Source organism: Pseudomonas sp. S36 (assembly GCF_016647875.1).
In the GTDB taxonomy this organism is placed as follows: Bacteria; Pseudomonadota; Gammaproteobacteria; order Pseudomonadales; family Pseudomonadaceae; genus Aquipseudomonas; species Aquipseudomonas parafulva.
The window spans coordinates 1-23,456 of the sequence record NZ_JACVVG010000023.1 but is presented as its reverse complement, the minus strand read 5'-3'; the positions used below and the strand labels follow the sequence as shown (position 1 = coordinate 23,456).

Here is a 23,456-nt window from a genome sequence, read left to right as displayed (position 1 = left end):
ACTGGCAAGCATTTGGCTATGATCAGAGCAGGTTTTTTATGGTCACCCGCTGCGCCCAAGGCTGGTCAAACCCGCGGGAGCGGCTTTACTGGTAGTAACAGCCCCAGCCCAGGTGCATGCCTATGAAGATCATGGTCACCAGCATCCTCGTCGACGACCAGGCCAAAGCACTGGCCTTCTACCATTACGTACTCGGCTTCGAACCCAAGCACGATACACCGATGGGAAGGCACCGCTGGCTCACCCTCACCTCCCCGAACGACCCCAATGGCGTTGAGCTGCTGCTCGAACCCGATGCACACCCGGCTGCCAAGGTGTACAAAGCGGCGCTGAAGCATGACGGGATACCCGCCGCGTCGTTTGGCGTGCGCGACCTGCAGGCCGAATACACCCGGCTGTGCGCGGCAGGCGTGCAGTTTACCCAACCACCTTCAGAAGCCGACGCTGCCCTCACGGCGGTGTTCGATGACACCTGCGGCAACCTGATACAAATCACCCAGAAACATTAGCCGCCATGCTGCCCGGCCGGGACGCGCAGGGTGGCACGCAACCCCTGCGGCGCCCGGTTGCGTAGCTGCACGCTGCCTCCCAGGCGGATCATGATGGTGCTGACGATCGACAAGCCCAAGCCCGCCCCGTTGGGCGAGCCCTTGCTGTAGAACCGCTCGAACACCCGGCTCTGATCCGTTTCCGGAATACCTGCCCCTTCGTCTTCCACGCTCACCAGCAAGGCCGGCCCCTCACGCTGCAGCGTCACCAGCACGCGGCCGCCAGGCGGGGAATGATCCACGGCGTTGGTCACCAGGTTCTGCAGCGCGATGCCCAGGGCGCCTACATCGGTGCGCAGCCGATAGTCGCCCTCGGCAATTTCCAGCGCCGGCTCCAGGCCCCGCTGCAGAATCCAGGGCGTGAACTCGGCCAGCACCTCGGCCACCACCACGGCTAGGTCCACCAGCGGCCAGTCGCGCTGGCCGGGGCGCGGCTGCAGGCGAGCCAGGGTCAGCAGTTGGTTCACGACCCGGGCCAGGCGGTCGACACCCCCCATCAGAAAATGCAGGGCCTTGCGCCGCTCGGCATCATCGCCGGCGTCCAGGGCGTTCTGCGCATGCAGGCGCAAGATGGCCAGGGGGGTGCGCATTTCGTGGGCGGCGTCGGCGATGAAGCGGTGCTCGCGGCGCAACAGGTCGTCGATCTGCCCGAGCAAGCGGTTGATGGCCGCCTGCATGGGTTCCAGCTCTTTGGGTAGCGGTACCAGTTGCAGCGGCTCCAGTGAGTCGGCATGCCGCCCCCGGATGACCGTGGCCATGTTCTGCAAAGGCTCCAGCCCCCAGCCAATGGCTGCCCACACCAGCAATGCCAGGGCCAGGCTGCCGAGGATGAAGGGCATCAGGGTGTGCCGCACGATGCGGTCGATCAGGTCGTAGCGCACATCGTTACGCTCGCCCACCCAGATCACCCAGCGCTTTTCCGGCACTGGCAGTACGAAGCTGCGCCAACGATCCCCACCCGCCACCATATCCGCGAACCCGGGCGTGCGCGGTGGCTGGTTGAGGTGCGGCGCGCTGGGGGTGTGCACCAGGACGGTACCGTCGTCACCCCATACCTGAAAGGCCAGCTTGCTCTCGTAGGGGTGCCCAACGCGGTGCCGGCCTGCCTGGCTAAGGGCTTCGTCGAAGGCCCGGTACAGCTCGGCGCGGTTCTGGTCATGCACCGGCAGGCTCATGATCCCCTGCAGCAGCCGGGCGTTCTGCGCCAGGTGGGCGTCGTACACTTCGGTGATTTCGTGACGGCTGTCATGGTAGTTGTACAGCCCCAGCAAGCCGCTGCCGATCACCAGCAACAGCATCACCCGCCACAACGTGCGCTGGCGCAGCGAGTTCATGCCTTGCCCTCCACCAGGTACCCGATGCCGCGCACCGTGCGGATCAACCCGTTGAACAGCTTCTTGCGCAATTGGTAGATGTTGACCTCCAGCGTGTTGCTCTCGGGCTCTTCGTCCCAGCCATACAGCAGCTGGGTCAGGCGCTCACGGGTGAAGACCTTGCCGGGCTGGGCCAGCAGCTCGTGCAGCAGGCGGTATTCCTTGGGGGTCAGTACCACCGTCTGGCCCTGGTACTGCACCTGCTGGCTGACCGGGTCCAGGCACACCCCGGCATGCTCGATGAGCACCCGCGCCCGGCCGCTGCTGCGGCGCAGCAAGGCGCGCAGGCGGGCTTTGAGTTCGTTGAGGTCGAACGGTTTGACCAGGTAGTCGTCAGCCCCGGCGTCCAGACCGGTGATGCGGTCATCGGTGGCGTCGCGCGCCGTCAGCACCAGCACCGGGAGGCTGCGCCCCGCCGCCCGCAGGCGCCGCAGCAGCTCGATGCCATCCAGGCGCGGCAGCCCCAGGTCGAGGATGGCCAGGTCGAATTCTTCATGGCACAGGGCATGCAACGCGCTGACCCCATCCTGCAGCCAGTCCAGGGTGTAGCCTTCGCGACGCAAGCCATCGCAGATACCCTCCCCCAGGGCGGCATCGTCTTCAATCAGCAGCAGGCGCATGTTCAACCTTCAATGTCCGTATCGCCTTGAGTAAAGCAGCCAGCAACGCGCCTGGAGCCAGGGTGAAAAAGGCTTCACTTGCCCGGCCAGCCACTGTGGCGCCGGATCAACGGCAACTGCTTGCGCAAGGCGCGGTCAACCACCGCCGGCAGCATGCCATTGAGGCGCACGAACAGCCGCTCCGGCCAGCCCAGGTACAACTCGCTGCGCTCGGCCTGCACCGCCGCCAGCACCGCCCGGGCCACATCCTGCGGGTCGTCCACGCCCACCTTCAGCGCCTGGTTCAAGGCCTGTGCAGCGTCACCGTTCATGGCGGTGCGGGTGGTGCGTGGCGCAGCATACAAGACCTTCACGGTGGTATCGGCCAGCTCGCGGCGCAACGCCTCGGAAAACCCCCGCAGGGCAAACTTGCTAGCGCAATAGGTGGCGTACCCGGGGTAGCCGATCGAGCCATAGATGGACCCTACATTGACCACCAGCGCGCTGGGCTGCGCCCGCAGCTGGGGCAGGCACAGCCGGGTAAGCTGCACCGCCGCCTTGATGTTGAGGTCGAACAGTTCGTCCAGGTCGGCTTCGTCCATCTGCTCGAGCAGCGCAAACCGGTTGACGCCAGCCGCGTTGATCAGCAGGTTGCAGGCGCCCATCGCCTGCGCCGCCGCCAGCACCCGGCCGCGGCCCTCTGCGCTGCGCAGGTCAGCCTGCAGCCAGCGCAATTGCTGGGGGTACCGGGCTTGAAGCTCCGCCAGCCTGCCCGGCTGCCGGCTTACCGCCAGTACCTTGGCCCCGGCAACGCACAGCTGGTCGGCCAGTTCCAGGCCGATACCACCGCTGGCGCCGGTCAATACCGCCACGCAATCAGGCAAATGCATGCCGGGCCTCCGGCTGCGCAGCACGTGGCAGCTGTTCGAACATCGCCGTGTACAGGCGGTAGACCACGTTGGCGGCGTCGATCACCGCCTGCTGGTCGTCGGGCTGGTCCAGGCGGTTCATCAGGCTGCGGTAGGTGGCCATGTGGTCCTGGTCCAGGGCACCGTGCGAACTGAGGTAGCTGAACGCCTGATCGGGCAGGCCCAGGCTGCTCTGCAGGCTACCGGCCGCCTGGGTGGCCAGGGCGATGCTGGTGCCCTCCAGCACGTTGACCATGCCGAACAGCCCGACCGGGTTGCCGCGGGCGATGGTGTCGTAGAGGTACGCCACCATCAGCTCGATGGGCAGCGCAGGGCGGCTGGCCGCCACCTGCTGCGGGTCCCCCCCACAGGCGCGGATGTCGTCGAGAATCCAGCGCTCATGGCCGTATTCTTCCTCGATGTACTCGCACACGGCCCCGCGCAGCCATTCCAGGCGGGACGGCAGGCGGGCACCACAGGCCATCATCAGTGGCACCGTGTGCCGGACATGGTGGTAGGCCTGGCCAAGGAAGGCCACATAGGCCTCCAGGCTGGCCGTGCCGGCCAGTGCGTCACGGATCACCGGAACGCTGAACAATGCCGCGCGCTCGGCTGCTGTGTGCTGTTGCAGGGTGTCGAAGAAAGGCATGGTCAACCTCGTGGCTCATTGAACATCGGATAACAGCGCCTGGTAGCGCTGCAGGATCTGCTCGCGGCGGGGCCTGCCGTTGGCGGTCAGGGTGTGCTGCGCCGTGGACAGCGGCTCGGGCAGGCGCTGCCAGGCATGCACCTGGGCGTAATCAGGCAGGCCCTGGTTGGCCTGGTGTACCGCTTGCTCGAGGGCGGCTGCGTCGGCCAGGGGATCCAGCGGCCAAAGCAACGCCAGGTTGCGGGCTAGGCCATCGCCGTGGACGAAGGCCTGGGCGATGACGCCGCCCTGGGTCAGCTCTGCCTCGACCCATTCGGGGTTGACGTTGCGCCCGTAGGCAGTGCTGTACTGGTGCTTCTTGCGCCCGGCCAGGTGCAGGAAGCCGTCGCTGTCGAGCCGGCCCAGGTCCCCTGTGGCGAACCAGGGTGTTCGCAAAGGCGCTTCGCCGAGGTAGCCGAGCATCATCGACCCTGCCACCATCACTTCCCCGTCTTCAGCGATGCGCACCTGCACATGGGGCAACGGCCGCCCAACGCTGCCCGGGCGCCGGTCGCCGGGGCGGTTCAGGCAGACCACCGAGGCGCATTCGGACAAGCCGTAGCCCTCGAACACCGGCAACCCGACGGCCTCGGCGCGGGCCAGCAAGCTGGGTGCAACCCGCCCGCCGCCCACCGCCACGAAACGCAACGGCCCTACCTGCATCAGCCCACGCTCGACAGCGGTTACCAGGCCCAGCAGCAGTTGCGGCACCAGGATCAGGCTGTGGGCACCGCTCAAGGCGACCGCACCCAGCAACCTGCGCAGGTCGACCTGGCTGGCACCGCGCAACCCCAGTTGCGCCGAGGGGTACAGCATGAGCTGCGCCCCGGCCAGCAGGGCGGCATACAGGCCGATGTTCTCCAGCAGCACCGCCATGGGCAGCACGGCCAGGTAGATGCCAGGTGCCGCAGAGCGGCTGGCAGCTTCCAGTTCCCGTGCCACGCGCAGCAACGCCTGGGCACCCAGGCATACGCCCTTGGGCGCGCCGGTGCTGCCCGAGGTGAAGGTCAGCTTGGCGGTACCCGGCGGCACGCTCGCGCACGCCGGGGCAAGGCGGTGCCAGAACCGCTCACCGGCGCTGAAGCCGGCGGCAAGCAGGTCATCGGCAAAGCCCTCGTCAATCAACGCCAGCACCGCCCCGCTCTGGGCCAGGCAGTGGCGCCGCTGGGCACTGCTGAAAAACGTGGGCAGCACCACCACAGGGCGCCCCGCGAACAGCGCGGCCAGGTCCCAGAACAAGGCTTCGGGGCCGTTGTCCAGGCCAAGCACCAAGGTGCCGGAAGGCTGCGCTGCCAGCCAGGCCTGGCGCTGCTCCACTGCGGCCAGTAGCTCAGCGTAGGTGAAGCGCCCGCCTAGGCCCACAACCGCCGGTTGCGTGGCCCGATCCCGTGCGTGGGCCTGCAACACCTGCTTGAACAGTTGGCACTCACGCGGCATGACCAGCCTCCTGCAAGCCCACTGGCAAGTGCAGGCGCTCGAACACGCCAGCCTCAGCCAAGGCCGTGTAGCCGGCTTGAATATTGCCAACGAATACCTGCGGGCAGTGCGCGTAGTAGCTGCCCCAGTAGCGCGCTTCGTCTGCCAGGCACCCCGGGTCAGCCAAGGCCAGCGCGGTGGGCATCAGCCCCAGCCGGTGAAAGCTGTTCACCAGGGTGGCGGCACCGGTGAAGGCCACCCATTGCAGCCCGCGGGTCGCCAGCAGCCAGGTCACCACGGCAATCATCACCCGGGCACTGCCGGCGCTGGTCGAGGCCAGGTTACCCACCTCGACCAGTTGCGCTCGGTTCACTGGCGCAGCGCATAGCCGTGCTACTGCGGCCTCCAGGGGCTCTTGCAGGTAGCCTTCGATGAAGGTCTTGCCGGTGCCAGCCAGGCGCATGCCCGCCGCCGCGACCAGATGGCCCTGGCTGTCGTGCAGGCCGAGCAGCTCGGGCAGGTAATGGCGGACATCGGCCTGATGCACACAGGCGAAGCGGTCGTGAATAAACTGCTCCAGCGCAACACGGCCACTGTCGCCCGGGCGCTCCAGGTGCAGATGGGCAAGGCGCCCGGGCTGGCTGCCCAGGGCCACTGCAAGCAGGCGGGTGCAATCTGGCTGGGTCATGGCGATCCCCTTCAGGTCAAGTTCGGGGGAGTATCGGCGGGCAATCTGAAGGCAATCTGAAGTGCTACATTTGCCTCAGCCGTTTCCGCGCACTTACAAGGAAAACAGATGCGCCACGAATTCAGTGAAGTGCTCAGCGACCTGGTGGACTACTTTCTGCTCGGGGATATCCAGCTGCTTGAGCGCTTCAAGCAGGAGCATGCACTGCCAGATGACCTGGCCTACGCGTTCACCCACAACGATTCCGGCGACCAGGCGGTGCGCGAGGGCGTGGTGTTGCCACTTGCAGGGGTAGACAACCTGCCCTACCACATTCTGTTCACCCTCGAGGGCGAGACACCGGCCTTGCGCATGCCGGGCAGCCGCCTGAAGCATCAACGCGATGGCTACGTGGTACGGGTCGAACATGGCGCGCTGATGCTGTACACCTGGCGCATCCTGCAGCACTTCACCGCTAAGACACTCGGCGACCTGATGGCGCGCTACCAGGCCCCAGGCCGCCCCATGATCGAAGTGGCAAACGGCTGGTACGGTGTAGAGGTACTGGCCGGTGCACTGGTGCGCGACGGGCTGTACGAGCCGGCCTTCGAGTTCGTCCTGACCCCGCGCTGGAGCCGCGGCGAAGCCACGACCGTGGACACCCGCTACAGCTTCAGCCTGCGGGGCTACTTCGACTGAAAGGCCGGATGCAACCATGAAAACCAACCAGGCCCATGGCTGGAAAGGCGACCTGTGGCTGGGGGACGATTACTGCCTGCTGCTGGGCAGCCCGGGGCGAACCGATACCCACGCCCACTACGCCCATCAGGTCATGATGGGCATCGACGCCGATGTGCAGGTGAACCTTGAAGGGCAACATCAGCGCGGGCGCCAGGTGCTCATTGCGTCGCAGCAGCCGCACGCCATCCTCAATGATGAGGTGCAGTGCCTCACCCTCTTCGCCGAGCCGCTAGCGTTCGACCTGCCTGACCTGCAATGGCTCTGCGAACGGGCTGCCGGTTCCCCTGCCCAGCTTGTCAGAAGCCTGGAGCAATGGCCGCGCCGCCTGCTCGACCCACGCCTGCAGAAGGCCCTGGGGCACATCCGTGCCCTGGGCGACCAGCCCCTGCTGGCCAGGGACCTGGCCAGCAGCACGGCGCTATCGCTCAGCCAGCTGGAGCGCTTGTTCAGCGGCAGGCTCAAGCTTTCAGTACGGCGCCTGGTACTGTGGCAACGCCTGCGCATTGCCTTGCGGCTTGCGCTGGAAGGGTCAAGCCTTACAGACGCTGCGGTGGCAGCAGGCTTTGCCGATTCAGCGCACTTCACGCGTACTGTGCGGCGTCAGTTCGGCCTCAACCCCGGTACCGCACTGCGCCACCTTAGCCTGCGCACCCTTGCCTAGCGCCTGCTGCAGAGCGGCCGGCAGCTCGGCGGGCGCCTGGGGCCTGGCCCGCGACCAAGGCTCGCGCATCTGCGCGAAGAACGTTTGTGGGTAATCCGGGCGGTCGCCGATGCCTAGGTCGTCGTGCGCCAGTACGTAGGCCGGCAAGTGCAGCGAAGTGCCGAGCAAGCGGTCCCATAGCGGGAAGAACAGCGCAAAATTGACGTCCCCGGTGGTGCCATATTTCAAATGGTGCAGGCGGTGAACCGGGGCCCAGGCAACGACATGGCGCAAGGCGCCGATACGCATGTCGACATTGCTGTGCTGGAGCAGCAACTGAATGGCGATGCTGAACGCAAGCAATGCCGCCACCTGCACAGGCAGCCCCAGCAGAAGCAACGGCAGCGTGCCGCCCAGGGTTTCCAGCAACTGGTGCAGCGGGTGCTTCAGCAGCCCGTTGAAACCGTACATACGGGTGACACTGTGGTGCACCGCATGCAGGCGCCACAGCCTTTCGCTACGGTGGCTGGCGTAATGCACCAGCGTAATGCCCAGGTCTGCGACGACGACTGCAAGTAGCCACTGCACAAGCAACGGCCACGCGTGGGGCCACAAACCGGTGGCAGGCAGCAGCCCGGCCATTGGCACGATGCTGGCCACGCTGGCAATGGCCAGGCCTTCATTGGTTACCGCGTGGCACAGGTCACGCCGGGTCTCGCCCTGGCTGCGGTTCCAGGCGACCCTGTACGGCATGGCGCGCTCGCATATGCAGGACACCAGCACCGCACCGGTCAACAGCAGCGGCAGCCAGAGCAGGCTTGCGTTGAGTACCACCGCCAGGGCGGCAGCATTGAAGCCGATAAAAAACAACGGGGCATAAAGCAGGCGCATGGGGCGACTCCAGAAAGACAGGAGACGCCAGTGTCCGCGCTGGCAACGCCAGGGTGCTTGAACAAACGGCGCATCAGCGCCCTCAGGTCACTCGTTGACCAGGCGCTGCAGTACCCCGCCTTCATGACGCGCCAGAATGCGCAGCAACTGGTCCACCAGCGCGCGGTCCGGCGCATCCAGGTGGAAGTGGTGCCCGCCCGGGTGCCAGGACACTTTGGCCTGGCTGGGCAATGCGGCTTCGCGCCGGCCGAAGGCTTCACCGGTGAACGCTCCCTGGCGGCCGAACAACAGGTACAACGGGCAGCGGATCTGGGCGAGCAGGTCGCACGCCTCGCGCTCGGTCAGCGGCATGGGCTCGGGGAGCACCAGCCGAGGGTCGTGCCGCCAGCAGTAACCTTCGTTCAGTTGCAGCAAGTCGCGCAGGGCCAGCAGCCGGGCGGAGGCTTCGGACAGGCCGGTGTCCAGGCGCTCGCGGCGCTGGGCCAGGGCGGTGTCCAGGTCGTCGAAACGCTGCACGTCACGCTCGCTGAAACCCTGCAACTGGCTGCGCTGCACCATGCGCTTGAGGCGGTAGGCCCGGGCCAGGTGCTGAACCCGGTCATGCTCGGCCACCGTGAACGGTGCGCCCATGCCGTCGAGAAAGGTCATGCTGACAATGGCGCTGGTCATGGCGGCCAGCAGCGAGGCCACGCCGGTGCCCATGCCATGGGCCAGTACGTGAAACTGCCCCAGGCCCAGGCTTTCAGCCACGGCCAGCATGTCTTCGGCGTGTTCCCACAGGTAATAGCCGCTGTCGTGTCGACGGTGGTCGGAGCGCCCGTGCCCGACCAGGTCGGGGGCCACCACGAAGCAGCCATCAAGCATGGGCGCCAGGCGCTCGAACGAGGCCGCGTTGTCGAGCCAGCCGTGCAATGCCAGCACGGGGATGCCGTCTTCCGGCCCCCAGCACCGCACTGCGATTTCGATGCCGTGGAGGTCCAGGGGGTGATCCTTGGGTGTGGATGATGATCGCATGGGTACGCTTCCTGACATGATGCCTGGTACGACCGCTCCAGGCCGAATACGCCACCGTGGCATTCGACTCCTGTCGCCAGCGGCAACCCTTGCGCCGGGCCGCGCTGGGCGCCGACACTCAACCTTGGCCCAAGAAACGCCCCGCCACTGGCCCCTCACCGACGGTGACTTAACCGTCACCGACCCTACTGCCCGCGGCAGTCCTCGAAAAACACCTGCCCGGCATCGACCTGGCTGGACGCCCGGGCCGCCACCACACCGTCCCCATTGGCCGGCTCCACGTGCCAGTAGCAGTGCTGCACCGCCCGGGTCACGGCCACATAGGCCAGGCGCTGCACCTCGTCCTTCTGCGCCGTGTCGAACGGCTGGCCATCGCCGGCCTTGCCCAGCCCCGCCAGGCGGTACACCTGGTTCTTGTAAGGTGAACGGGTGAGGTATTGGCAATCACCCAGCATGAACACCGCGTCGGCCTGCAGGCCCTTGGCACTGTGGTAGGTGAGCTGGCGCAACCGACGCTGCTCGGGGGGCAGCGCCGACTCGGCCTGCATCACGCTGTGCAGGTGCTCGCTCATCAGGGCGCGATCGGCCCCCTTGCGGTACAGCATCAGCACCGATTCGCCACGCTGGTAGTGTTCGATCAGGGTCTGGCCCAGTGCTGCCTCGTCGCGGTCGAACACCTTGACCGGGGTGCCGGGCAACGCCGCCGCCGGGCCACTGGCACGGGCCTTCTTGCCGGTAATGGCCGGGGTACCCTTGACCAGGTGCTCGGCCGCATCGATCACCTGCTGCTGGCAACGGTAGTTGTCGACCAGCAGCACGCGCGTATTGGCGGGCGTGGGGAAGGCCTTGGTGAACTCCATGAAGTACTTGGGCGAGCTGCCGCGCCAGCCATAGATCGACTGCCAGTCATCGCCCACGCACATCAGCGATGAGTGTTGAGCTTGCCGGCCTACGTGCATGGCTGAGCCGCGCCGGCGGATCTCGGCAAGGCACGCACGCAGCCAGCTGACGATCTGCGGCGAAACGTCCTGGAATTCGTCAATCATCAGGTGCGCCAGTGGGCGCAGCAGCGGGTCGGGCAGCAACCGCAGGTTTTCCGCGTTGTTCTCACCGAACAGGGCGAACATGTGGTTGTAGGTCATGACCGGGGGCGACTGGTCCAGCAGATGCCCTTCCAGCGCGCGCCAATACAGGGCCAGCGCCTCGAAGAACAACGCATCGCTGTCGCCTGACGCAAATTGCATGGCGCGCACGGCGGTGGGCACATCCAGGCCGAGGTTTTCGATGAAGTTGGCCGCCGCCACGAATGCATCCAGCAGTGGCGCCGGGGCCAGCTCACCCTTCACCTTGTATTCAAAGCCTGGGCCCGCTACGGCATCACCGGCCAGCGAGGCGGCCAGGCGCCGGGCCATGGCGTAGTTGTCCAGCCAGATCAGGGGTTGGTCGCAGAAGGCCTGCAACAAGGTACGCTTGACCGCCCATTCGCCGCGCACCGCCAGCTTGGCACCCGGGCGCTGGTATTGCGCGCTCTCGGACGGGTCGAAACCCAGCACCAGCAGCGGCCCGCCCTGCCCCAGGCGACCGTGCACATGAAAGCGGCTGCCGCGTATCGACACCGTCTCCCGGCACGGTTCGATACCCTTGATGGGCCAGGCGCCTGCTGCAAACCACAGGTCTTCGATCACATCGCACAGCTCTTCATCGCGCTGGGCCGCCAACTGGGTGACCTGGGCACGCTTTTGCACATCCGGGTTGTCGGGGTCCTGCGGCTTGAGCTGCAGCGCTTCGTTGCGCAACTGGCCGACCAGCTCGGCAAAACGCGGGCTATGGCCCAGCAACGTGCTGTAGCACTGGTTCAACTGCTGGCGCTGGGCATCGTTCAGGCGCAGGTCGAACGGGTTGCTGTCGGCCTCCGCCTCCTGGCCGGCCGGCAGGTCGTTGCCCAGGGTCTCGAACGCCTGCAGCCTGTCGAAGCCCGGCAGGCTGCGCACCAGCGGCAGGATACGTGAATGGAAGGTGCGCACCAGGTCGCGGGCCTGGCCCGGCAGCAGGTTGATCTGCCACAAGGCAAACACCTGCAGCAGGCGCTTGATGAAATCCTTGCGCGACTCGCGGGTGAAGGTGACCACGGTCATCGCGTCCAGCTCATAACCCAGGTAATGGCGCAGCAACAGGATGCGCAGCACCAGGGAGGTACTCTTGCCCGCGCCCGCCCCGGCCACCACGCACGTGGATGGCGTGTCGCTGAAAATCAGCTTCCACTGTGCGGCACTGGGTTGTGAGTGGGCCGGCATGCGCTGGGCGACATCGGCCTTGAACCGTTTCTTCAGCGCTGCAGTCAAGGGCAGGCGCCAATCGTCGAACAGGTTATCGTCCTGGCCAGGGACCGCCGGCAGGTCGGACCGGCAATCACGGATGACCAGCACTTGCCGCCCGGCCTCGTAGCCTTCAGCGCGGCCATACTCCACCGAATGGCGGTGCTGCGCCTGCAGGCCGGTGAGCCCGCGGCCCAGCAAGCGGGCCACCAGGCGCCGGAACCAGGGCAACTGGGCGGGTGGGATCAGTTCGGCGAGGGCCTGGGGTTGCTCGTTGGCCACGGTCACTCCGTTGTCTGGCAAAAACAGCTGCCAATGTTCGCCGCTGCACGCAAAAACTACCAGCAATTGCTTGCGGATCAGTGCATTAGGCGATGAAGCGCATAAATCCTTCCACATAAAAATATCGACTACATAGATTGTATAAAGCCAATATTTACACTTATTTTCGATACTTGAATGACGCATGATGGTGCCATTCCAACCTCACCGAGGAACCCGATCATGCTGCAACTGCGACCTTTCGAAAGCCTGGGCCATGCCAACCACGGCTGGCTTGACGCCCATCACCACTTCTCGTTCGCCGAGTACCACGACCCTGCACGGATGCACTGGGGCAACCTGCGGGTCTGGAACGACGACCTGATCGCGGCAGGCAGTGGCTTCCCGCCACACCCGCACCGGGATATGGAAATCATCACCTATGTGCGAGAAGGGGCCATCAGCCATCAGGACAGCCTGGGCAACAAGGGCCGAACCGAAGCGGGTGACGTGCAGGTGATGAGTGCCGGCACTGGCATCGTGCACAGCGAGTACAACCGCGAAGCGGTGGACACGCGCATCTTCCAGATCTGGATCATCCCCGAGCGCACCGGTGATGCCCCGGCCTGGGGCACCCGGCCATTCCCCAAAGGCGAGCGCGGTGAGGGCTTCGTCACCCTGGCCAGTGGCCGCGAGGGCGACGAAGGCAGCTTGCAGATTCGCACCGACGCGCGGTTGGTAGCCGCCACCCTGCGCGCCGGCGAAACGGCCGAATACCATTTCGACACGGCCCGCCGCGGTTACCTGGTGCCGGCTAAAGGGCGGGTGGAGGTCAATGGTGTGCAGGCCAAGGCGCGTGATGGCGTGGCGATCGAACAAGAGCCGGTGCTGCGGGTAACCGCCCTGGAAGACAGCGAGATCGTGCTGGTAGACGTGGCCTGACCCCGGCCACCCTACCCTCGCCGGCTGGCTCAGCCCTGGCGTTCACCCGCAAGGTCAGCCAGCACTTCAGCCGAGGTGGTGACCTGGCCAAAGTGGTGTTGCCACAAGGCGATCCCCATCTTCGCACTGCGGTCCAGGGAAGAGCCCACCGTCATGTCGGTAACCAGCGTCGGCATCAGCCCTGCGTCGAACAGGGCAAAGCCTGCCGCCAGCACGCAGGTGTCGGTTTGCAGGCCACACACCAGCACACGCTCCACGCCCAGCTGACGGATGTAGGCAATGGCCTCTGCGCTCTGCCCGTAACCATGCTTGACGAACACCTGGTCGGCCTCGATCAGGCTGTCGTCCTGGGCTGCGGGGTGCCAGCCGAGCTGCCGTTCGAAGGGCGTTACCTGCTCGTCATGCAACTCCACCGAGGCAATGGTCGGGATGTTCGCCGACAGCACGCGCAGGCCATCCACCAGCCATTCCGGCGGGCTGAACGTGGACTGGACATCGACGACGAGTAAAACCTGACGCATTGGCATATTCCGGGGTAGAAGAACGGGCGGCGAGTATACCTGCTTGCGTGGGTATGGCAGGTGCGCGCAGTACCGGTGCCACCGGCGCCAATGAACAAATCTTCATCTTGCAGCCAGCCCTGTGCTGGCGGGCGTGGCACGCCAGGCCGGGCGGGCGGCGGGGCCTGGCGCCTTGAGCGTGGCCCTTGCCTTGCGTAGCATCACTGCCCCCCATGCCCCGGCAGGCCACGCGCCTTCGCCCAGTACCCCAGCAGACCAAGCCGATGCCGCAACCGATCCCCCTCAAGGACCACGACAAGGAGAAAAACCTGGTCAACCGTCGGCTGTTGGCCTGCGCTGCCCTGGTGTTCAGCCTGGTGGCCGTGCTGGTGGGGCGCCTCTACGTGCTGCAGGTATTGCAGCATGCCCAGCAGAGCGCGGTGTCGGAGAACAACCGGGTGCATGTGCTGCCCATCGCCCCCGAGCGGGGGCTTATCTACGACCGTAACGGCGTGGTGCTGGCCGACAACAAGCCCAGCTTCGACCTGACCATGACCCGTGAACGTACCGGCGGCGCCACCGCCCAGGTGCTCGATACCCTGACGCAGGTGCTGGGCCTTGGCGAAGAAGACCGCAAGCAGTTCGACAAGGACCTGCGGCGCGGTCGCAAGCCGTTCGAGCCGGTCACACTGATGGTTGGGCTGGATGAGCAGCAGATTGCCCTGGTGGCGGTCAACCAGTTCCGCCTGCCGGGCCTGGACGTGGAACCACAGTTCATCCGCGAATACCCGCTGGGCGCGCACTTCGCCCACTCGGTCGGCTATGTGGGGCGCATCAACGAAAAAGAAGCCAAGACCCTCGACAGCACCGAATACCGCGGCACCCAGTCGATCGGCAAGACCGGTATCGAGCACTTCTACGAAAGCCAGCTGCACGGCCATGTGGGCTACGAAGAGGTGGAAACCAATGCCCAGGGCCGCGTGATGCGGGTACTCAACCACAAGGACCCGACCCCGGGGCAGGACATTGTGCTGACGCTGGACGCCCACTTGCAGCAGGCTGCGGAAAAGGCCCTGGGTGATCGCCGTGGCTCGGTGGTGGTACTGGACCCGGCCAATGGCGATGTACTGGCGATGGTCAGCAACCCCAGCTTTGACCCCAACCTGTTCGTCAAGGGCATCAGCTTCAAGCAGTATGCCGAGCTGCGCGATTCCATCGACCGCCCCCTGTTCAACCGGGTACTGCGCGGGCTGTATGCCCCAGGCTCCACGGTCAAGCCCGAGGTGGCCATCGCGGGCCTGGACAGTGGCGTGATCACCCCGGGGAGCCGGGTGTTCGACCCTGGCTATTACGAGCTGCCCAACTACGACCACAAGTACCGTAACTGGAACCGCACCGGTGACGGTTGGGTAGACCTGTACACCGCGATCATGCGGTCCAACGACACCTACTTCTACGACCTGGCACACAAGCTGGGCATCGACCGCCTGCACGACTACATGGCCGAATTCGGCCTGGGCCAGAAGGTCTCGCTGGACATGTTCGAAGAATCGTCCGGCCTGATGCCCTCGGCGCAGTGGAAGCGGGCCACCCGGCGCCAGGCCTGGTTCCCGGGCGAAACGCTGATTCTCGGGATTGGCCAGGGCTACATGCAGGTGACGCCGTTGCAACTGGCGCAGGCCACCAGCCTGCTGGCCAGCAAGGGGGTGTGGCACCGCCCGCACCTGGCCATGACGGTGGGCGGCGACACGCCGGTAGACCCCAACCCCATGCCCGATATCGTGCTGCGCGACCGGCGCGCCTGGGACCAGGTCAGCCAGGGCATGCAGATGGTCATGCACGACCCGCGCGGCATTGCCCGGGCGGCGGCGGCAGGTGCCCAGTACCGCATCGCCGGCAAGAGCGGCACGGCGCAGGTGGTCGCCATCAAGCAGGGTGAGCGCTATAACCGCAACAAGACCCTTGAGCGTCACCGTGACAACGCCCTGTTCGTCGGCTTTGCACCCGCCGAGCACCCCAGCGTGGTGGTGGCGGTGATGATCGAAAACGGCGAAGCAGGCGGCCGCGTGGCAGGGCCGGTGGTGCGGGAAGTGATGGACGCCTACCTGCTGGATGACCAGGGGCACCTCAAGCCGCAGTACGCCAGCGGCAACGCCACCAAGGCGTCACCGCACGGGTAGCGGCTGCCTTGGTTTCAGGCAGCAGCGCGGGGCATCAGGTCGTAGGGGTGCTTCCAGCCCGGCAGTGCTTGCAGCCGCGCCTTCCAGGCCTCGATATGGGTGAATGCCGCCAGGTCGATGCCGGTGTCTTCGGGCATGAACACATAGCCTGCCAGTGACAGGTCAGCAATGGTCGGCCGAGCGCCGACCATGAACGGCGTTTTCGCCAGGTGCGCGTCGACGATGCGGTAGGCGGCGGTGGCGCGCTCGCGCAGAAAGCCGGTCACGTCCGTCTCACCGGTGTTCTTCAGGCAGAACAGAAAGCGCAGCGCTGCGTAATAGCTGGTGAACTTGTGGTTGTCGAACAGCATCCAGCGCCAGATCTCGCGCTTCTCATCGTCATTCTTCGGGCCGAACTGGCCAGTGCGCTGGCTGAGGTAGTCAAGAATCAGCGCCGACTGGGTGAGCGATTTACCGTCATGCTCCAGCACCGGTACCTCACCCTGCTCGTTCACTTCGTCACGCCAGGCCTGTTCGCGGGTCTGGCCGTTGAAGAAATCGACGAAAACCGGCTGCCAGTCTTGCCCGGTGAGTTCGAGCATGAGGGCAGCCTTGTAGGCATTACCAGACTCGGCGAAGCAGTGCAGCGTGTATTCGGCCATGGGCGCGATCCTAGCGTGAGGTGGTTGGGGCAAGGGCGAGCAGACCATGGGCCAACCGGTCTGGTCAATGGCCCGGTGCAAACGGTCATGAAGCTGTGCTTAGATGCCGTCTTCACTGCGCAAGGACGGCTCAACATGCCTTACCCCCCACTCCCCCGAACCCTGAGCACGGCCCGTACCCTGTTGGTACGCCCTGCCCCGGCATTCGCTCAACAGGTGCATCAGGCACTGCTCCACAGCTACACCCTGCATCAGCCTTTTCTGGAGTGGGCCAAGCCTGACTGGACCCTGGACGAAGTGCGCGACAACCTGCAGACCAGCGCCGAAACATTCCACGAGCCCACCAAGGAAAAGCGCTACTTCGTGCTGGCGCCCGACAGTGGCGAGGTTATCGGCTGCATTGGGCTGACCCCTGGCGACGGCGCCTATGAGGTGGGCTATTGGGTGAACCAGGCCTGCGCGGGCCAGGGGCTGATGCGTGAGGCACTCACTTGCCTGCTGGACGCGGTCGCGGCACCGGTCTGGCTCACCACCGCCGCTGACAATGCGGCCAGCCAGCGCCTGGCTGAACGGGCGGGTTTTGCGCTGACGGGCCACAAGCACTGTGACCAGCAACCCGCCGCACCACGGCCGCTGTATCGCAGGGGCGCGCCGTCAGCCGTGGCCTGAGGGATCAGGCCACCGTCTCGGGTGGCCAGACGCGGCAATGGAACTACCCTTGGTGGGTTGGCCTCATAAACTGTGAGTGGTCATTTTCCCTGGGCGTCACCCTATTGGAGAACACGACATGCGCCACCTTATGCTCGTCCCTGCCCTGCTGCTTCTCGTGCCTGCCGGTGCGGCCCTGGCCCGTGTCGACGGGCGCGACATCGCCACCTCGGCCGGTGTGTCGGCCTCGCTGTATTCAACCTTCAAAGACGACAAACGGATCATCCCCGCCCGTGACGAGTTGTCTGCATTCGTTGCCAGCGGTGGCGCGATCCGGGGCGCCTATGTTGAGGCGGCCCTGCAACAGGCGCGCAAGGACCACCCTGGCCTGCAGGCCAGCGATGAAGAGCTTGCCCAGGCCATTTTGTCCCAGGACGACGTGGTCGCCCAGCAGTGAGGGCCTGCGTGCCGGCCAAGTGACAAGGTCGTGATGTCTGGCCGGCATCGCTATGCTTGCGGCGTTTCCTGCCCCCAATAACAATAAGAACCGAGTCATTCATGACGATGCTCTACGACGAACGCATCGACGGCGTGTTACCTGCCGTAGACCGGGAAGGCCTGCGCGACGCGCTTACCCAAGCGATGCCCGATCTGCAGGTGCTGCACCGCGAAGAAGACCTGACACCCTACGAATGCGACGGCCTGTCGGCCTACCGCACGCTGCCTTTGCTGGTGGTGCTGCCGGAGCGGACCGATCAGGTCCAGACCGTGCTGAGGCTGTGTCACCAGCGCAATGTGCCGGTCGTGGCGCGCGGTGCCGGGACGGGGTTGTCCGGGGGCGCCCTGCCCTTGGCCAAAGGCGTGCTTCTGGTGATGGCGCGCCTCAACCGCATTCTCGAGGTTAACCCGCAGGGCCGCTTTGCCCGGGTGCAGCCGGGTGTCCGCAACCTGGCCATCTCTCAGGCAGCCGCGCCCCATGGCCTGTATTACGCCCCCGATCCGTCCTCGCAAATTGCCTGCTCCATTGGCGGCAACGTTGCGGAGAACGCCGGGGGTGTGCATTGCCTCAAATACGGGCTCACCGTACACAACGTGCTCAAGGTCGAGATACTGACCATCGAGGGCGAACACCTGACCCTGGGCAGCGAAGCCCTGGACAGCCCAGGTTTCGACTTGCTGGCGCTGTTCACCGGCTCCGAAGGCATGCTTGGGGTGGTCACCGAGGTCACCGTGAGGCTGCTGCCCAAACCGCAGGTGGCGCGGGTGCTGCTGGCCAGCTTCGAGTGCGTCGAAGACGCGGGGCGCGCTGTGGCGCACATCATTGCCGCAGGGATCATTCCAGGTGGGCTGGAGATGATGGACAACCTGGCCATTCGGGCTGCGGAGGACTTCATTCACGCCGGCTACCCGGTAGATGCAGCAGCCATGCTGCTGTGCGAACTCGATGGCGTGGAAGCCGATGTGCAGGACGACTGCGAGCGGGTGGCGGCAGTGCTGGCACAGGCCGGCGCACGGGAGGTGCGCCTGGCCCGTGACGAGGCTGAGCGGGTACGCTTCTGGGCGGGGCGCAAGAATGCGTTTCCGGCTGTGGGGCGGCTGTCGCCAGACTACTACTGCATGGATGGCACCATCCCGCGCCGGCAACTGGCCCACGTGCTCAAGCGCATTGAAGAAATGGCCTGCGAGCACGGGTTGCGGGTGGCCAATGTGTTCCATGCCGGGGACGGCAACATGCACCCGCTGATTCTGTTCGATGCCAACCTGCCCGGCGAGCTGGAACAGGCTGAAACCCTCGGCGGCAGAATTCTGGAGCTTTGTGTGGCGGTGGGGGGCAGCATCACCGGCGAGCACGGGGTCGGCCGGGAAAAGATCAACCAGATGTGCGCGCAATTCAACAGCGACGAGCTACGCCTGTTTCATGCAGTGAAGGCGGCCTTCGACCCCCGCGGCCTGCTGAACCCTGGCAAGAACATCCCTACCCTGCACCGTTGTGCTGAATTCGGCGCATTGCACGTGCACCACGGGCAATTGCCGTTTCCGCAACTGGAGCGGTTCTGATGAGCCTTGACCGGGACATGAGCGAGGCCCTGCTGGAGCAGGTGTGCCAGGCATTGGAATCAGAGACGCCATTGGCCATTCAAGGCAGCGGCAGCAAGGCGATGCTGGGTAACCCGGTGGTTGGCGAGGTGCTGGATACCCGTTGCCACCGTGGCATCGTCAGCTACGACCCCACCGAGCTGGTGATCACCGCCCGCGCCGGTACGCCGCTGCAGGAAATCGAAGCAGTTTTGCACCAGGCCGGGCAGATGCTGCCCTGCGAGCCACCGCATCTGGGCCCTGGGGCCACCGTGGGTGGCATGGTGGCTGCCGGGCTGTCTGGGCCCAGGCGGCCCTGGGCAGGTTCGGTGCGTGACTACGTGCTGGGCACGCGGGTGATCACCGGCCACGGCACGTTGCTGCGCTTTGGCGGCGAGGTCATGAAGAATGTCGCGGGCTACGATGTGTCACGGCTGCTGGCCGGCAGTTTCGGCTGCCTGGGCGTGTTGACCGAAGTGTCGTTGAAAGTGCTCCCCCGGCCGCGCCAGTGCCTTAGCCTGTGCCTGCCGATGAGCCGCCAACAGGCCCTGGCCGAACTGCTGCGCTGGGGCCAGCAGCCGTTGCCGATCAGCGCCGCCTGCCATGACGGTGATGCCCTGTGGTTGCGCCTGGAAGGCGGTGAAGGGTCGGTGCAGTCGGCACGCATGCGCCTGGGCGGCGAAGTGGCAGACGGCGGTTTCTGGGCCGAGCTGCGCGAGCAGCGCCTGGCCTTTTTCGCAGGTGCCGAGCCGCTCTGGCGCCTGTCATTGCCGATTGCCACAGGCGACCTGCCCTTGCCCGGCAGGCAGCTGCTCGACTGGGGTGGCGCGCAGCGCTGGCTGAAGTGCGCCGCAGACGCCCACAGTATCCACCCCATTGCCGAGCAGGCCGGTGGCCATGCGACTTGCCATGGCACCGGTGTGCACGACAGCCCGCCTTTGCCAGAAGCGCTGATGCGCTACCACCGTGCACTCAAGCACCAGATGGACCCCAAGCGGGTGTTCAACCCCGGCCGTCTCTACCCGGACCTGTGAGGCCAGACCATGCAGACCACGCTCAGCAAACACGCCCGTGCCCTGGACCGCGCCGACGAAGCCGACAGCATTCTACGGTCCTGCGTGCACTGCGGCTTCTGCACCGCCACCTGCCCGACCTACCAGTTGCTGGGGGATGAGCTGGACAGCCCGCGCGGGCGGATCTACCTGATCAAGCAGATGCTCGAAGGCCAGGTGGTCACCGCCAGTACCCAGTTGCACCTGGACCGTTGCCTGTCCTGCCGCAGCTGTGAAACCACCTGCCCATCGGGGGTGAAGTACCATGACCTGCTGGACATTGGCCGGGGGTTCGCCGCGCGGCAGATCCCTCGCCCACTGGGTCAGCGCCTGCTACGCCAAGGCCTGCGTGCCGTGCTGCCACGCCCGGGGCTGTTCAAGGCAGTGTTGCGCAGCGGCCAGGTGTTGCGCCCGTTGCTGCCGCTCGCCGTGAGGAACAAGCTGCCGGCGCACCAGCCGGCCCCTGGCCCGCGCCCCACCGCGCGGCACACGCGGCAGGTGCTGCTGCCCGAAGGCTGCGTGCAACCCGCCCTGTCGCCGGCGACCAACGCGGCTGCCGCTCGCCTGCTGGACCGCCTGGGTATCAGCATTGCAACCACGCCACAGGCGGGTTGCTGCGGCGCGGTCGATTATCACCTGGACGCCCAGCAGCGGGGCCTGCAGCGTGCACGACGCAACATCGATGCCTGGTGGCCGGCAATCGCCGCCGGTGCCGAGGCCATCGGCATCACCGCCAGCGGCTGCGGCGCTTTTGTACGTGAGTATGGGCACCTGCTGGCAGGCGACCCGGCCTACGCCGATAAAGCGGCCACGGTCAGTGGCCTGTGCCGCGACCTGGTGGAGGTGGTGGCCAACGAACCGGTCGAACAACTGCAGGTAAACACCGGGCAGCGCCTGGCCTTTCACTGCCCGTGCACCCTGCAGCATGCATTGAAGCTGGGCGGCGCGGTGGAAGCCCTGTTGCTGCGGCTGGGCTTCAGCCTGACCAGCGTGCCAGACGGCCACCTGTGCTGTGGCTCGGCGGGTACCTACTCGCTCACACAGCCGGCGTTGGCACTGCAACTGCGCGACAACAAGCTGGATGCCCTGGAAAGCGGCAACCCGCAGCTGATCGCCACCGCCAACATCGGCTGCCAGGTGCACCTGGGCGGTGCCCGGCGCACGCCCGTGCGGCATTGGGTGGAAATCGTCGAGGCGGCACTTGATCTGACAGGCACTGAAGCACCGTTGGCCTAGGCCGTGGCGCGTTCACGACTGTCAGATTAGGAAGCTTCCTAGCGCAGTATCAGAAACGTCTTACTTGTTAGCCTTGCCTGGAGAAAACATGATCGGCTTGGATTGAGCACCCGAGGAAGCCGCCCATGCCCCCCTACCCACCGACCATCGCCCAGTTGCGCAGCAGCCTTTGCGAATTGCTGGCTCACGACCTCAGCAACCCGGAGGATGACCCGCATTTGTCCGGGGTGCTGTTTTTCTGTGCCACCGATGAACGCACGCGGCAGCTGATCGAACGGATCGAACTGCTCGCCAGCGAGGCATTTTTCGATGCCAGCGGGCGGGCGATCACCCAGCACATGAAAGCCGTGGCGCTGGAGGGTGTGTCGATCAAACGCAACCGCCACGCACCTGCGGACGAGACCATGATCCGCATCCTGCTGCCCGACAAGCGCTACATCACGGTCAGTACCGCCCGGCTGTGAACGGCCAGCGCATCAGCGGCGGCAAATCCGCTATCCTGAGCGGCCCTCCGCACCGGATCGCACCATGGAACTGCACATCCGCCTAGAAGGCCGCAAAGGCCTGGCCGACCAGCTTTACCGGCAGCTGCGCGCCAGCATCGACAGTGGCCATTTGGCGGCAGGCAGCCAGTTGCCGCCCAGCCGCTTGCTGGCAGTCCAACTGGGCGTGTCCCGCAAGACCGTGGCCGAAGCCTACTCACGCCTCACCTACGATAACCTGCTCAGCGGTGTGGTGGGCCGTGGCACCTTCATTACCCCACGCCAGCCAAACCGCGCGGCCGAGGCCAGCCCCATCGCCCTGGCCGGCAGTGCCTCGCTGCAGCGCTGGCAACAACGCGCCACGGTGCTGGGCCAGCGCCCGCAGCAACCTGTGCGCTATGATTTCGTCGGCGGTGCCTCAAGCAAGGCCCAGTTCCCGTTCGACCAGTGGCGCAGTTGCCTGAACGACGCGGCGCGGCGCTGCCAGCGCCATGCACAGCGGCAGTTCCCCGCCCAGGGCCTGCAAGAGCTGCGAGAGGTCATCGCCCACCACATCGCCTATGCCCGCGGCGTGCACTGCTCGGCCGACGATGTGCTGGTGTGCAACGGCGCCCAGCAGGCGCTGGACCTGATCGCCCGGGTGCTGGTGGAACCGGGTTGCCAGGTGGCCATGGAAGACCCAGGCTACCCACCGGCGCGGCAGCTGTTTCTGGCCTTGGGCGCACGGGTGCAGTCGGTGGCGGTGGATGAGCAAGGCTTGTGCGTGGAGCAGATCGCCGAAGGCACCCAGCTGATCTACGTCACCCCTTCGCACCAGTTCCCACTGGGCGTACCGATGAGCGAGGCACGCCGGCATGCGCTGCTGGCACGTGCGGCCACGCTGGGCGCGCTGATCATCGAAGACGACTACGACTGCGAGTTCCGCTACCACGGCCCTGCCGCCCATGCGCTGCAGCGCCTGGACCAGCACGGGGTGGTGGCCTACGTGGGCACGTTCTCGAAAACCTTGTTGCCTGAACTGCGCCTGGGTTACGCCGTGCTGCCAGCGGCGGTACTGCACGCCGCCTGCGTGGCCAAGCAGCTGAGCGACTGGCACAGCCCCACACTTTTGCAATGGGCATTGGCGCGCTTTGTGGGGCAAGGGCACCTGAACAAGCACATCCGCCGTTGCCATGAGGTGTACAGCGCCCGGCGTGAGCGCATTCTGGCACGGCTGGAGGGCGACCTTGCGCCTTGGTTGGGCGCAATACCCGCCCACGCGGGTTTGCACCTAAGCGCACTGGCGCGCCCTGGGGTCGATGTGGAACGGCTGACCAGGCTGGCGAACACTGCGGGTGTGGGGTTGTACTCGCTGGCGCCGTTCTTCAGTGAAATGCCGGTGAGGGCCGGGTTGATGATGGGTTTTGGGGCTATTGACCTGCTGGACATCGACCCGGCGCTGGATCGGGTGCGGGATGTGCTGCAGGGTATGGGGTGATGGGCCGCTTCACGGCCCGTCACGCCATTTTGACTCAACAGAAACCTGTGGGTGCAACTGTCTTCCACAAGATCTCAAAGTTGGCGCAATCACTGTGGGAGCGGGTTTACCCGCGAACACCGGCAAAGCCGGTGCCATACACCGCGCTGTTTGCTTCGCGG

23 protein-coding genes are annotated in these 23,456 nt (G+C 65.8%); 12 read left to right on the top strand and 11 right to left on the bottom strand.

Features of this window, described 5'->3' with window-relative positions; genetic code table 11:
* Positions 1-122: 122 nt before the first annotated feature.
* On the top strand, positions 123-509 hold the full coding sequence (locus IAE36_RS14330; RefSeq protein WP_028634376.1) for a VOC family protein: 387 nt from the start codon (positions 123-125) through the stop codon (positions 507-509).
* Here IAE36_RS14330 and IAE36_RS14325 read toward each other — a convergent pair.
* The 6 genes from IAE36_RS14325 to IAE36_RS14300 all read right to left on the bottom strand — a co-directional run bounded on the left by IAE36_RS14325 (position 506) and on the right by IAE36_RS14300 (position 6,220).
* Complete coding sequence (locus tag IAE36_RS14325) at positions 506-1,882, bottom strand: sensor histidine kinase (protein ID WP_201213055.1); 1,377 nt, start codon at positions 1,880-1,882, stop codon at positions 506-508. The genes IAE36_RS14330 and IAE36_RS14325 overlap by 4 nt on opposite strands.
* Positions 1,879-2,541 carry a response regulator gene (locus IAE36_RS14320; protein ID WP_028634378.1) on the bottom strand — a complete coding sequence of 221 codons (663 nt, stop codon included), beginning with the start codon at positions 2,539-2,541 and terminating at the stop codon, positions 1,879-1,881. The genes IAE36_RS14325 and IAE36_RS14320 overlap by 4 nt, the downstream gene beginning before the upstream one ends.
* A 74-nt stretch (positions 2,542-2,615) precedes the next feature.
* The gene (locus IAE36_RS14315; RefSeq protein WP_201213053.1) at positions 2,616-3,410 is read right to left on the bottom strand and encodes an SDR family oxidoreductase; all 795 of its coding nucleotides are present in this window, start codon (positions 3,408-3,410) and stop codon (positions 2,616-2,618) included.
* Positions 3,397-4,077, bottom strand: a complete 681-nt coding sequence (locus tag IAE36_RS14310) for a TenA family transcriptional regulator (protein ID WP_201213051.1) — start codon at positions 4,075-4,077, stop codon at positions 3,397-3,399. Before IAE36_RS14310 ends, IAE36_RS14315 begins: the two co-directional genes overlap by 14 nt.
* Before the next feature lie 15 nt (positions 4,078-4,092).
* Positions 4,093-5,553, bottom strand: a complete 1,461-nt coding sequence (locus IAE36_RS14305; RefSeq protein WP_201213049.1) for an AMP-binding protein — start codon at positions 5,551-5,553, stop codon at positions 4,093-4,095.
* Positions 5,543-6,220, bottom strand: coding sequence for a thermostable hemolysin (locus IAE36_RS14300; protein WP_028634382.1), 678 nt, complete (start codon positions 6,218-6,220; stop codon positions 5,543-5,545). The genes IAE36_RS14305 and IAE36_RS14300 overlap by 11 nt, the downstream gene beginning before the upstream one ends.
* Positions 6,221-6,328: 108 nt before the next feature.
* On the opposite strand from IAE36_RS14300, the gene IAE36_RS14295 reads away from it, so the two are divergent.
* Both IAE36_RS14295 and IAE36_RS14290 read left to right on the top strand, forming a co-directional pair.
* The gene (locus IAE36_RS14295; RefSeq protein WP_201213048.1) at positions 6,329-6,898 is read left to right on the top strand and encodes a hypothetical protein; all 570 of its coding nucleotides are present in this window, start codon (positions 6,329-6,331) and stop codon (positions 6,896-6,898) included.
* Positions 6,899-6,914: 16 nt separating this feature from the next.
* Complete coding sequence (locus IAE36_RS14290) at positions 6,915-7,601, top strand: helix-turn-helix domain-containing protein (protein ID WP_201213047.1); 687 nt, start codon at positions 6,915-6,917, stop codon at positions 7,599-7,601.
* Here the strand turns inward: IAE36_RS14290 and IAE36_RS14285 are convergent.
* From IAE36_RS14285 to IAE36_RS14275, 3 genes are all read right to left on the bottom strand, one after another.
* Positions 7,512-8,471 (bottom strand): sterol desaturase family protein, encoded by a 960-nt coding sequence (locus IAE36_RS14285; protein WP_201213046.1) that lies wholly within the window; start codon positions 8,469-8,471, stop codon positions 7,512-7,514. The two genes, IAE36_RS14290 and IAE36_RS14285, sit on opposite strands and share 90 nt — an antisense overlap.
* A gap of 87 nt (positions 8,472-8,558) precedes the next feature.
* Entirely contained in the window at positions 8,559-9,485 is a 927-nt protein-coding gene (locus IAE36_RS14280; protein ID WP_201213045.1) for an alpha/beta fold hydrolase, read from the bottom strand.
* Positions 9,486-9,670: 185 nt separating this feature from the next.
* Positions 9,671-12,082, bottom strand: a complete 2,412-nt coding sequence (locus IAE36_RS14275) for a UvrD-helicase domain-containing protein (protein ID WP_328822867.1) — start codon at positions 12,080-12,082, stop codon at positions 9,671-9,673.
* A gap of 222 nt (positions 12,083-12,304) precedes the next feature.
* Here IAE36_RS14275 and IAE36_RS14270 point away from each other — a divergent pair, with 222 nt between their 5' ends.
* Complete coding sequence (locus tag IAE36_RS14270) at positions 12,305-13,003, top strand: pirin family protein (RefSeq protein WP_201165386.1); 699 nt, start codon at positions 12,305-12,307, stop codon at positions 13,001-13,003.
* A 29-nt stretch (positions 13,004-13,032) separates the two neighbouring features.
* On the opposite strand, the gene IAE36_RS14265 is transcribed toward IAE36_RS14270, so the two are convergent.
* A complete protein-coding gene (locus tag IAE36_RS14265; protein WP_028634387.1) occupies positions 13,033-13,524 on the bottom strand; it encodes an isochorismatase family protein in 492 nt (163 codons plus the stop codon).
* A 263-nt stretch (positions 13,525-13,787) separates the two neighbouring features.
* Between IAE36_RS14265 and mrdA the strand changes: the two genes are divergently transcribed.
* The gene (mrdA, locus tag IAE36_RS14260) at positions 13,788-15,683 is read left to right on the top strand and encodes a penicillin-binding protein 2 (RefSeq protein ID WP_201213043.1); all 1,896 of its coding nucleotides are present in this window, start codon (positions 13,788-13,790) and stop codon (positions 15,681-15,683) included.
* 14 nt (positions 15,684-15,697) lie between these two features.
* Here mrdA and IAE36_RS14255 read toward each other — a convergent pair whose 3' ends face one another.
* Positions 15,698-16,324 carry a glutathione S-transferase family protein gene (locus tag IAE36_RS14255; RefSeq protein ID WP_201213041.1) on the bottom strand — a complete coding sequence of 209 codons (627 nt, stop codon included), beginning with the start codon at positions 16,322-16,324 and terminating at the stop codon, positions 15,698-15,700.
* A gap of 135 nt (positions 16,325-16,459) precedes the next feature.
* Here IAE36_RS14255 and IAE36_RS14250 point away from each other — a divergent pair, with 135 nt between their 5' ends.
* From IAE36_RS14250 to pdxR, 7 genes are all read left to right on the top strand, one after another.
* Complete coding sequence (locus IAE36_RS14250) at positions 16,460-16,993, top strand: GNAT family N-acetyltransferase (protein WP_201213040.1); 534 nt, start codon at positions 16,460-16,462, stop codon at positions 16,991-16,993.
* A gap of 118 nt (positions 16,994-17,111) precedes the next feature.
* Positions 17,112-17,429, top strand: coding sequence for a DUF2388 domain-containing protein (locus tag IAE36_RS14245; RefSeq protein WP_201213039.1), 318 nt, complete (start codon positions 17,112-17,114; stop codon positions 17,427-17,429).
* Positions 17,430-17,530: 101 nt separating this feature from the next.
* Positions 17,531-19,030, top strand: a complete 1,500-nt coding sequence (gene glcD, locus IAE36_RS14240) for a glycolate oxidase subunit GlcD (RefSeq protein ID WP_201213038.1) — start codon at positions 17,531-17,533, stop codon at positions 19,028-19,030.
* On the top strand, positions 19,030-20,082 hold the full coding sequence (gene glcE, locus IAE36_RS14235) for a glycolate oxidase subunit GlcE (protein ID WP_201213037.1): 1,053 nt from the start codon (positions 19,030-19,032) through the stop codon (positions 20,080-20,082). Before glcD ends, glcE begins: the two co-directional genes overlap by 1 nt.
* A gap of 9 nt (positions 20,083-20,091) precedes the next feature.
* A complete protein-coding gene (gene glcF / locus IAE36_RS14230) occupies positions 20,092-21,336 on the top strand; it encodes a glycolate oxidase subunit GlcF (RefSeq protein ID WP_201213036.1) in 1,245 nt (414 codons plus the stop codon).
* A 125-nt stretch (positions 21,337-21,461) separates the two neighbouring features.
* Positions 21,462-21,800 (top strand): hypothetical protein, encoded by a 339-nt coding sequence (locus IAE36_RS14225; RefSeq protein ID WP_201165401.1) that lies wholly within the window; start codon positions 21,462-21,464, stop codon positions 21,798-21,800.
* Between the two features lie 64 nt (positions 21,801-21,864).
* Positions 21,865-23,295, top strand: coding sequence for a MocR-like pyridoxine biosynthesis transcription factor PdxR (pdxR, locus tag IAE36_RS14220; protein WP_201213035.1), 1,431 nt, complete (start codon positions 21,865-21,867; stop codon positions 23,293-23,295).
* Positions 23,296-23,456: the final 161 nt, after the last annotated feature.

What these genes read in the sequence shown, in the direction of transcription:
- IAE36_RS14330 (WP_028634376.1), top strand. Translation starts at nt 123, where the DNA reads ATGAAGATCATGGTCACCAGCATCCTCGTCGACGACCAGGCCAAAGCA.
- IAE36_RS14290 (WP_201213047.1), top strand. Translation starts at nt 6,915, where the DNA reads ATGAAAACCAACCAGGCCCATGGCTGGAAAGGCGACCTGTGGCTGGGG.
- glcF (WP_201213036.1), top strand. Translation starts at nt 20,092, where the DNA reads ATGCAGACCACGCTCAGCAAACACGCCCGTGCCCTGGACCGCGCCGAC.
- IAE36_RS14280 (WP_201213045.1), bottom strand. Translation starts at nt 9,485, where the DNA reads ATGCGATCATCATCCACACCCAAGGATCACCCCCTGGACCTCCACGGC.
- IAE36_RS14270 (WP_201165386.1), top strand. Translation starts at nt 12,305, where the DNA reads ATGCTGCAACTGCGACCTTTCGAAAGCCTGGGCCATGCCAACCACGGC.
- IAE36_RS14315 (WP_201213053.1), bottom strand. Translation starts at nt 3,410, where the DNA reads ATGCATTTGCCTGATTGCGTGGCGGTATTGACCGGCGCCAGCGGTGGT.
- glcE (WP_201213037.1), top strand. Translation starts at nt 19,030, where the DNA reads ATGAGCCTTGACCGGGACATGAGCGAGGCCCTGCTGGAGCAGGTGTGC.
- IAE36_RS14255 (WP_201213041.1), bottom strand. Translation starts at nt 16,324, where the DNA reads ATGGCCGAATACACGCTGCACTGCTTCGCCGAGTCTGGTAATGCCTAC.
- IAE36_RS14325 (WP_201213055.1), bottom strand. Translation starts at nt 1,882, where the DNA reads ATGAACTCGCTGCGCCAGCGCACGTTGTGGCGGGTGATGCTGTTGCTG.
- mrdA (WP_201213043.1), top strand. Translation starts at nt 13,788, where the DNA reads ATGCCGCAACCGATCCCCCTCAAGGACCACGACAAGGAGAAAAACCTG.
- IAE36_RS14300 (WP_028634382.1), bottom strand. Translation starts at nt 6,220, where the DNA reads ATGACCCAGCCAGATTGCACCCGCCTGCTTGCAGTGGCCCTGGGCAGC.
- IAE36_RS14295 (WP_201213048.1), top strand. Translation starts at nt 6,329, where the DNA reads ATGCGCCACGAATTCAGTGAAGTGCTCAGCGACCTGGTGGACTACTTT.
- glcD (WP_201213038.1), top strand. Translation starts at nt 17,531, where the DNA reads ATGACGATGCTCTACGACGAACGCATCGACGGCGTGTTACCTGCCGTA.
- IAE36_RS14305 (WP_201213049.1), bottom strand. Translation starts at nt 5,553, where the DNA reads ATGCCGCGTGAGTGCCAACTGTTCAAGCAGGTGTTGCAGGCCCACGCA.
- IAE36_RS14245 (WP_201213039.1), top strand. Translation starts at nt 17,112, where the DNA reads ATGCGCCACCTTATGCTCGTCCCTGCCCTGCTGCTTCTCGTGCCTGCC.
- IAE36_RS14250 (WP_201213040.1), top strand. Translation starts at nt 16,460, where the DNA reads ATGCCTTACCCCCCACTCCCCCGAACCCTGAGCACGGCCCGTACCCTG.
- pdxR (WP_201213035.1), top strand. Translation starts at nt 21,865, where the DNA reads ATGGAACTGCACATCCGCCTAGAAGGCCGCAAAGGCCTGGCCGACCAG.
- IAE36_RS14225 (WP_201165401.1), top strand. Translation starts at nt 21,462, where the DNA reads ATGCCCCCCTACCCACCGACCATCGCCCAGTTGCGCAGCAGCCTTTGC.
- IAE36_RS14285 (WP_201213046.1), bottom strand. Translation starts at nt 8,471, where the DNA reads ATGCGCCTGCTTTATGCCCCGTTGTTTTTTATCGGCTTCAATGCTGCC.
- IAE36_RS14265 (WP_028634387.1), bottom strand. Translation starts at nt 13,524, where the DNA reads ATGCGTCAGGTTTTACTCGTCGTCGATGTCCAGTCCACGTTCAGCCCG.
- IAE36_RS14320 (WP_028634378.1), bottom strand. Translation starts at nt 2,541, where the DNA reads ATGCGCCTGCTGCTGATTGAAGACGATGCCGCCCTGGGGGAGGGTATC.
- IAE36_RS14310 (WP_201213051.1), bottom strand. Translation starts at nt 4,077, where the DNA reads ATGCCTTTCTTCGACACCCTGCAACAGCACACAGCAGCCGAGCGCGCG.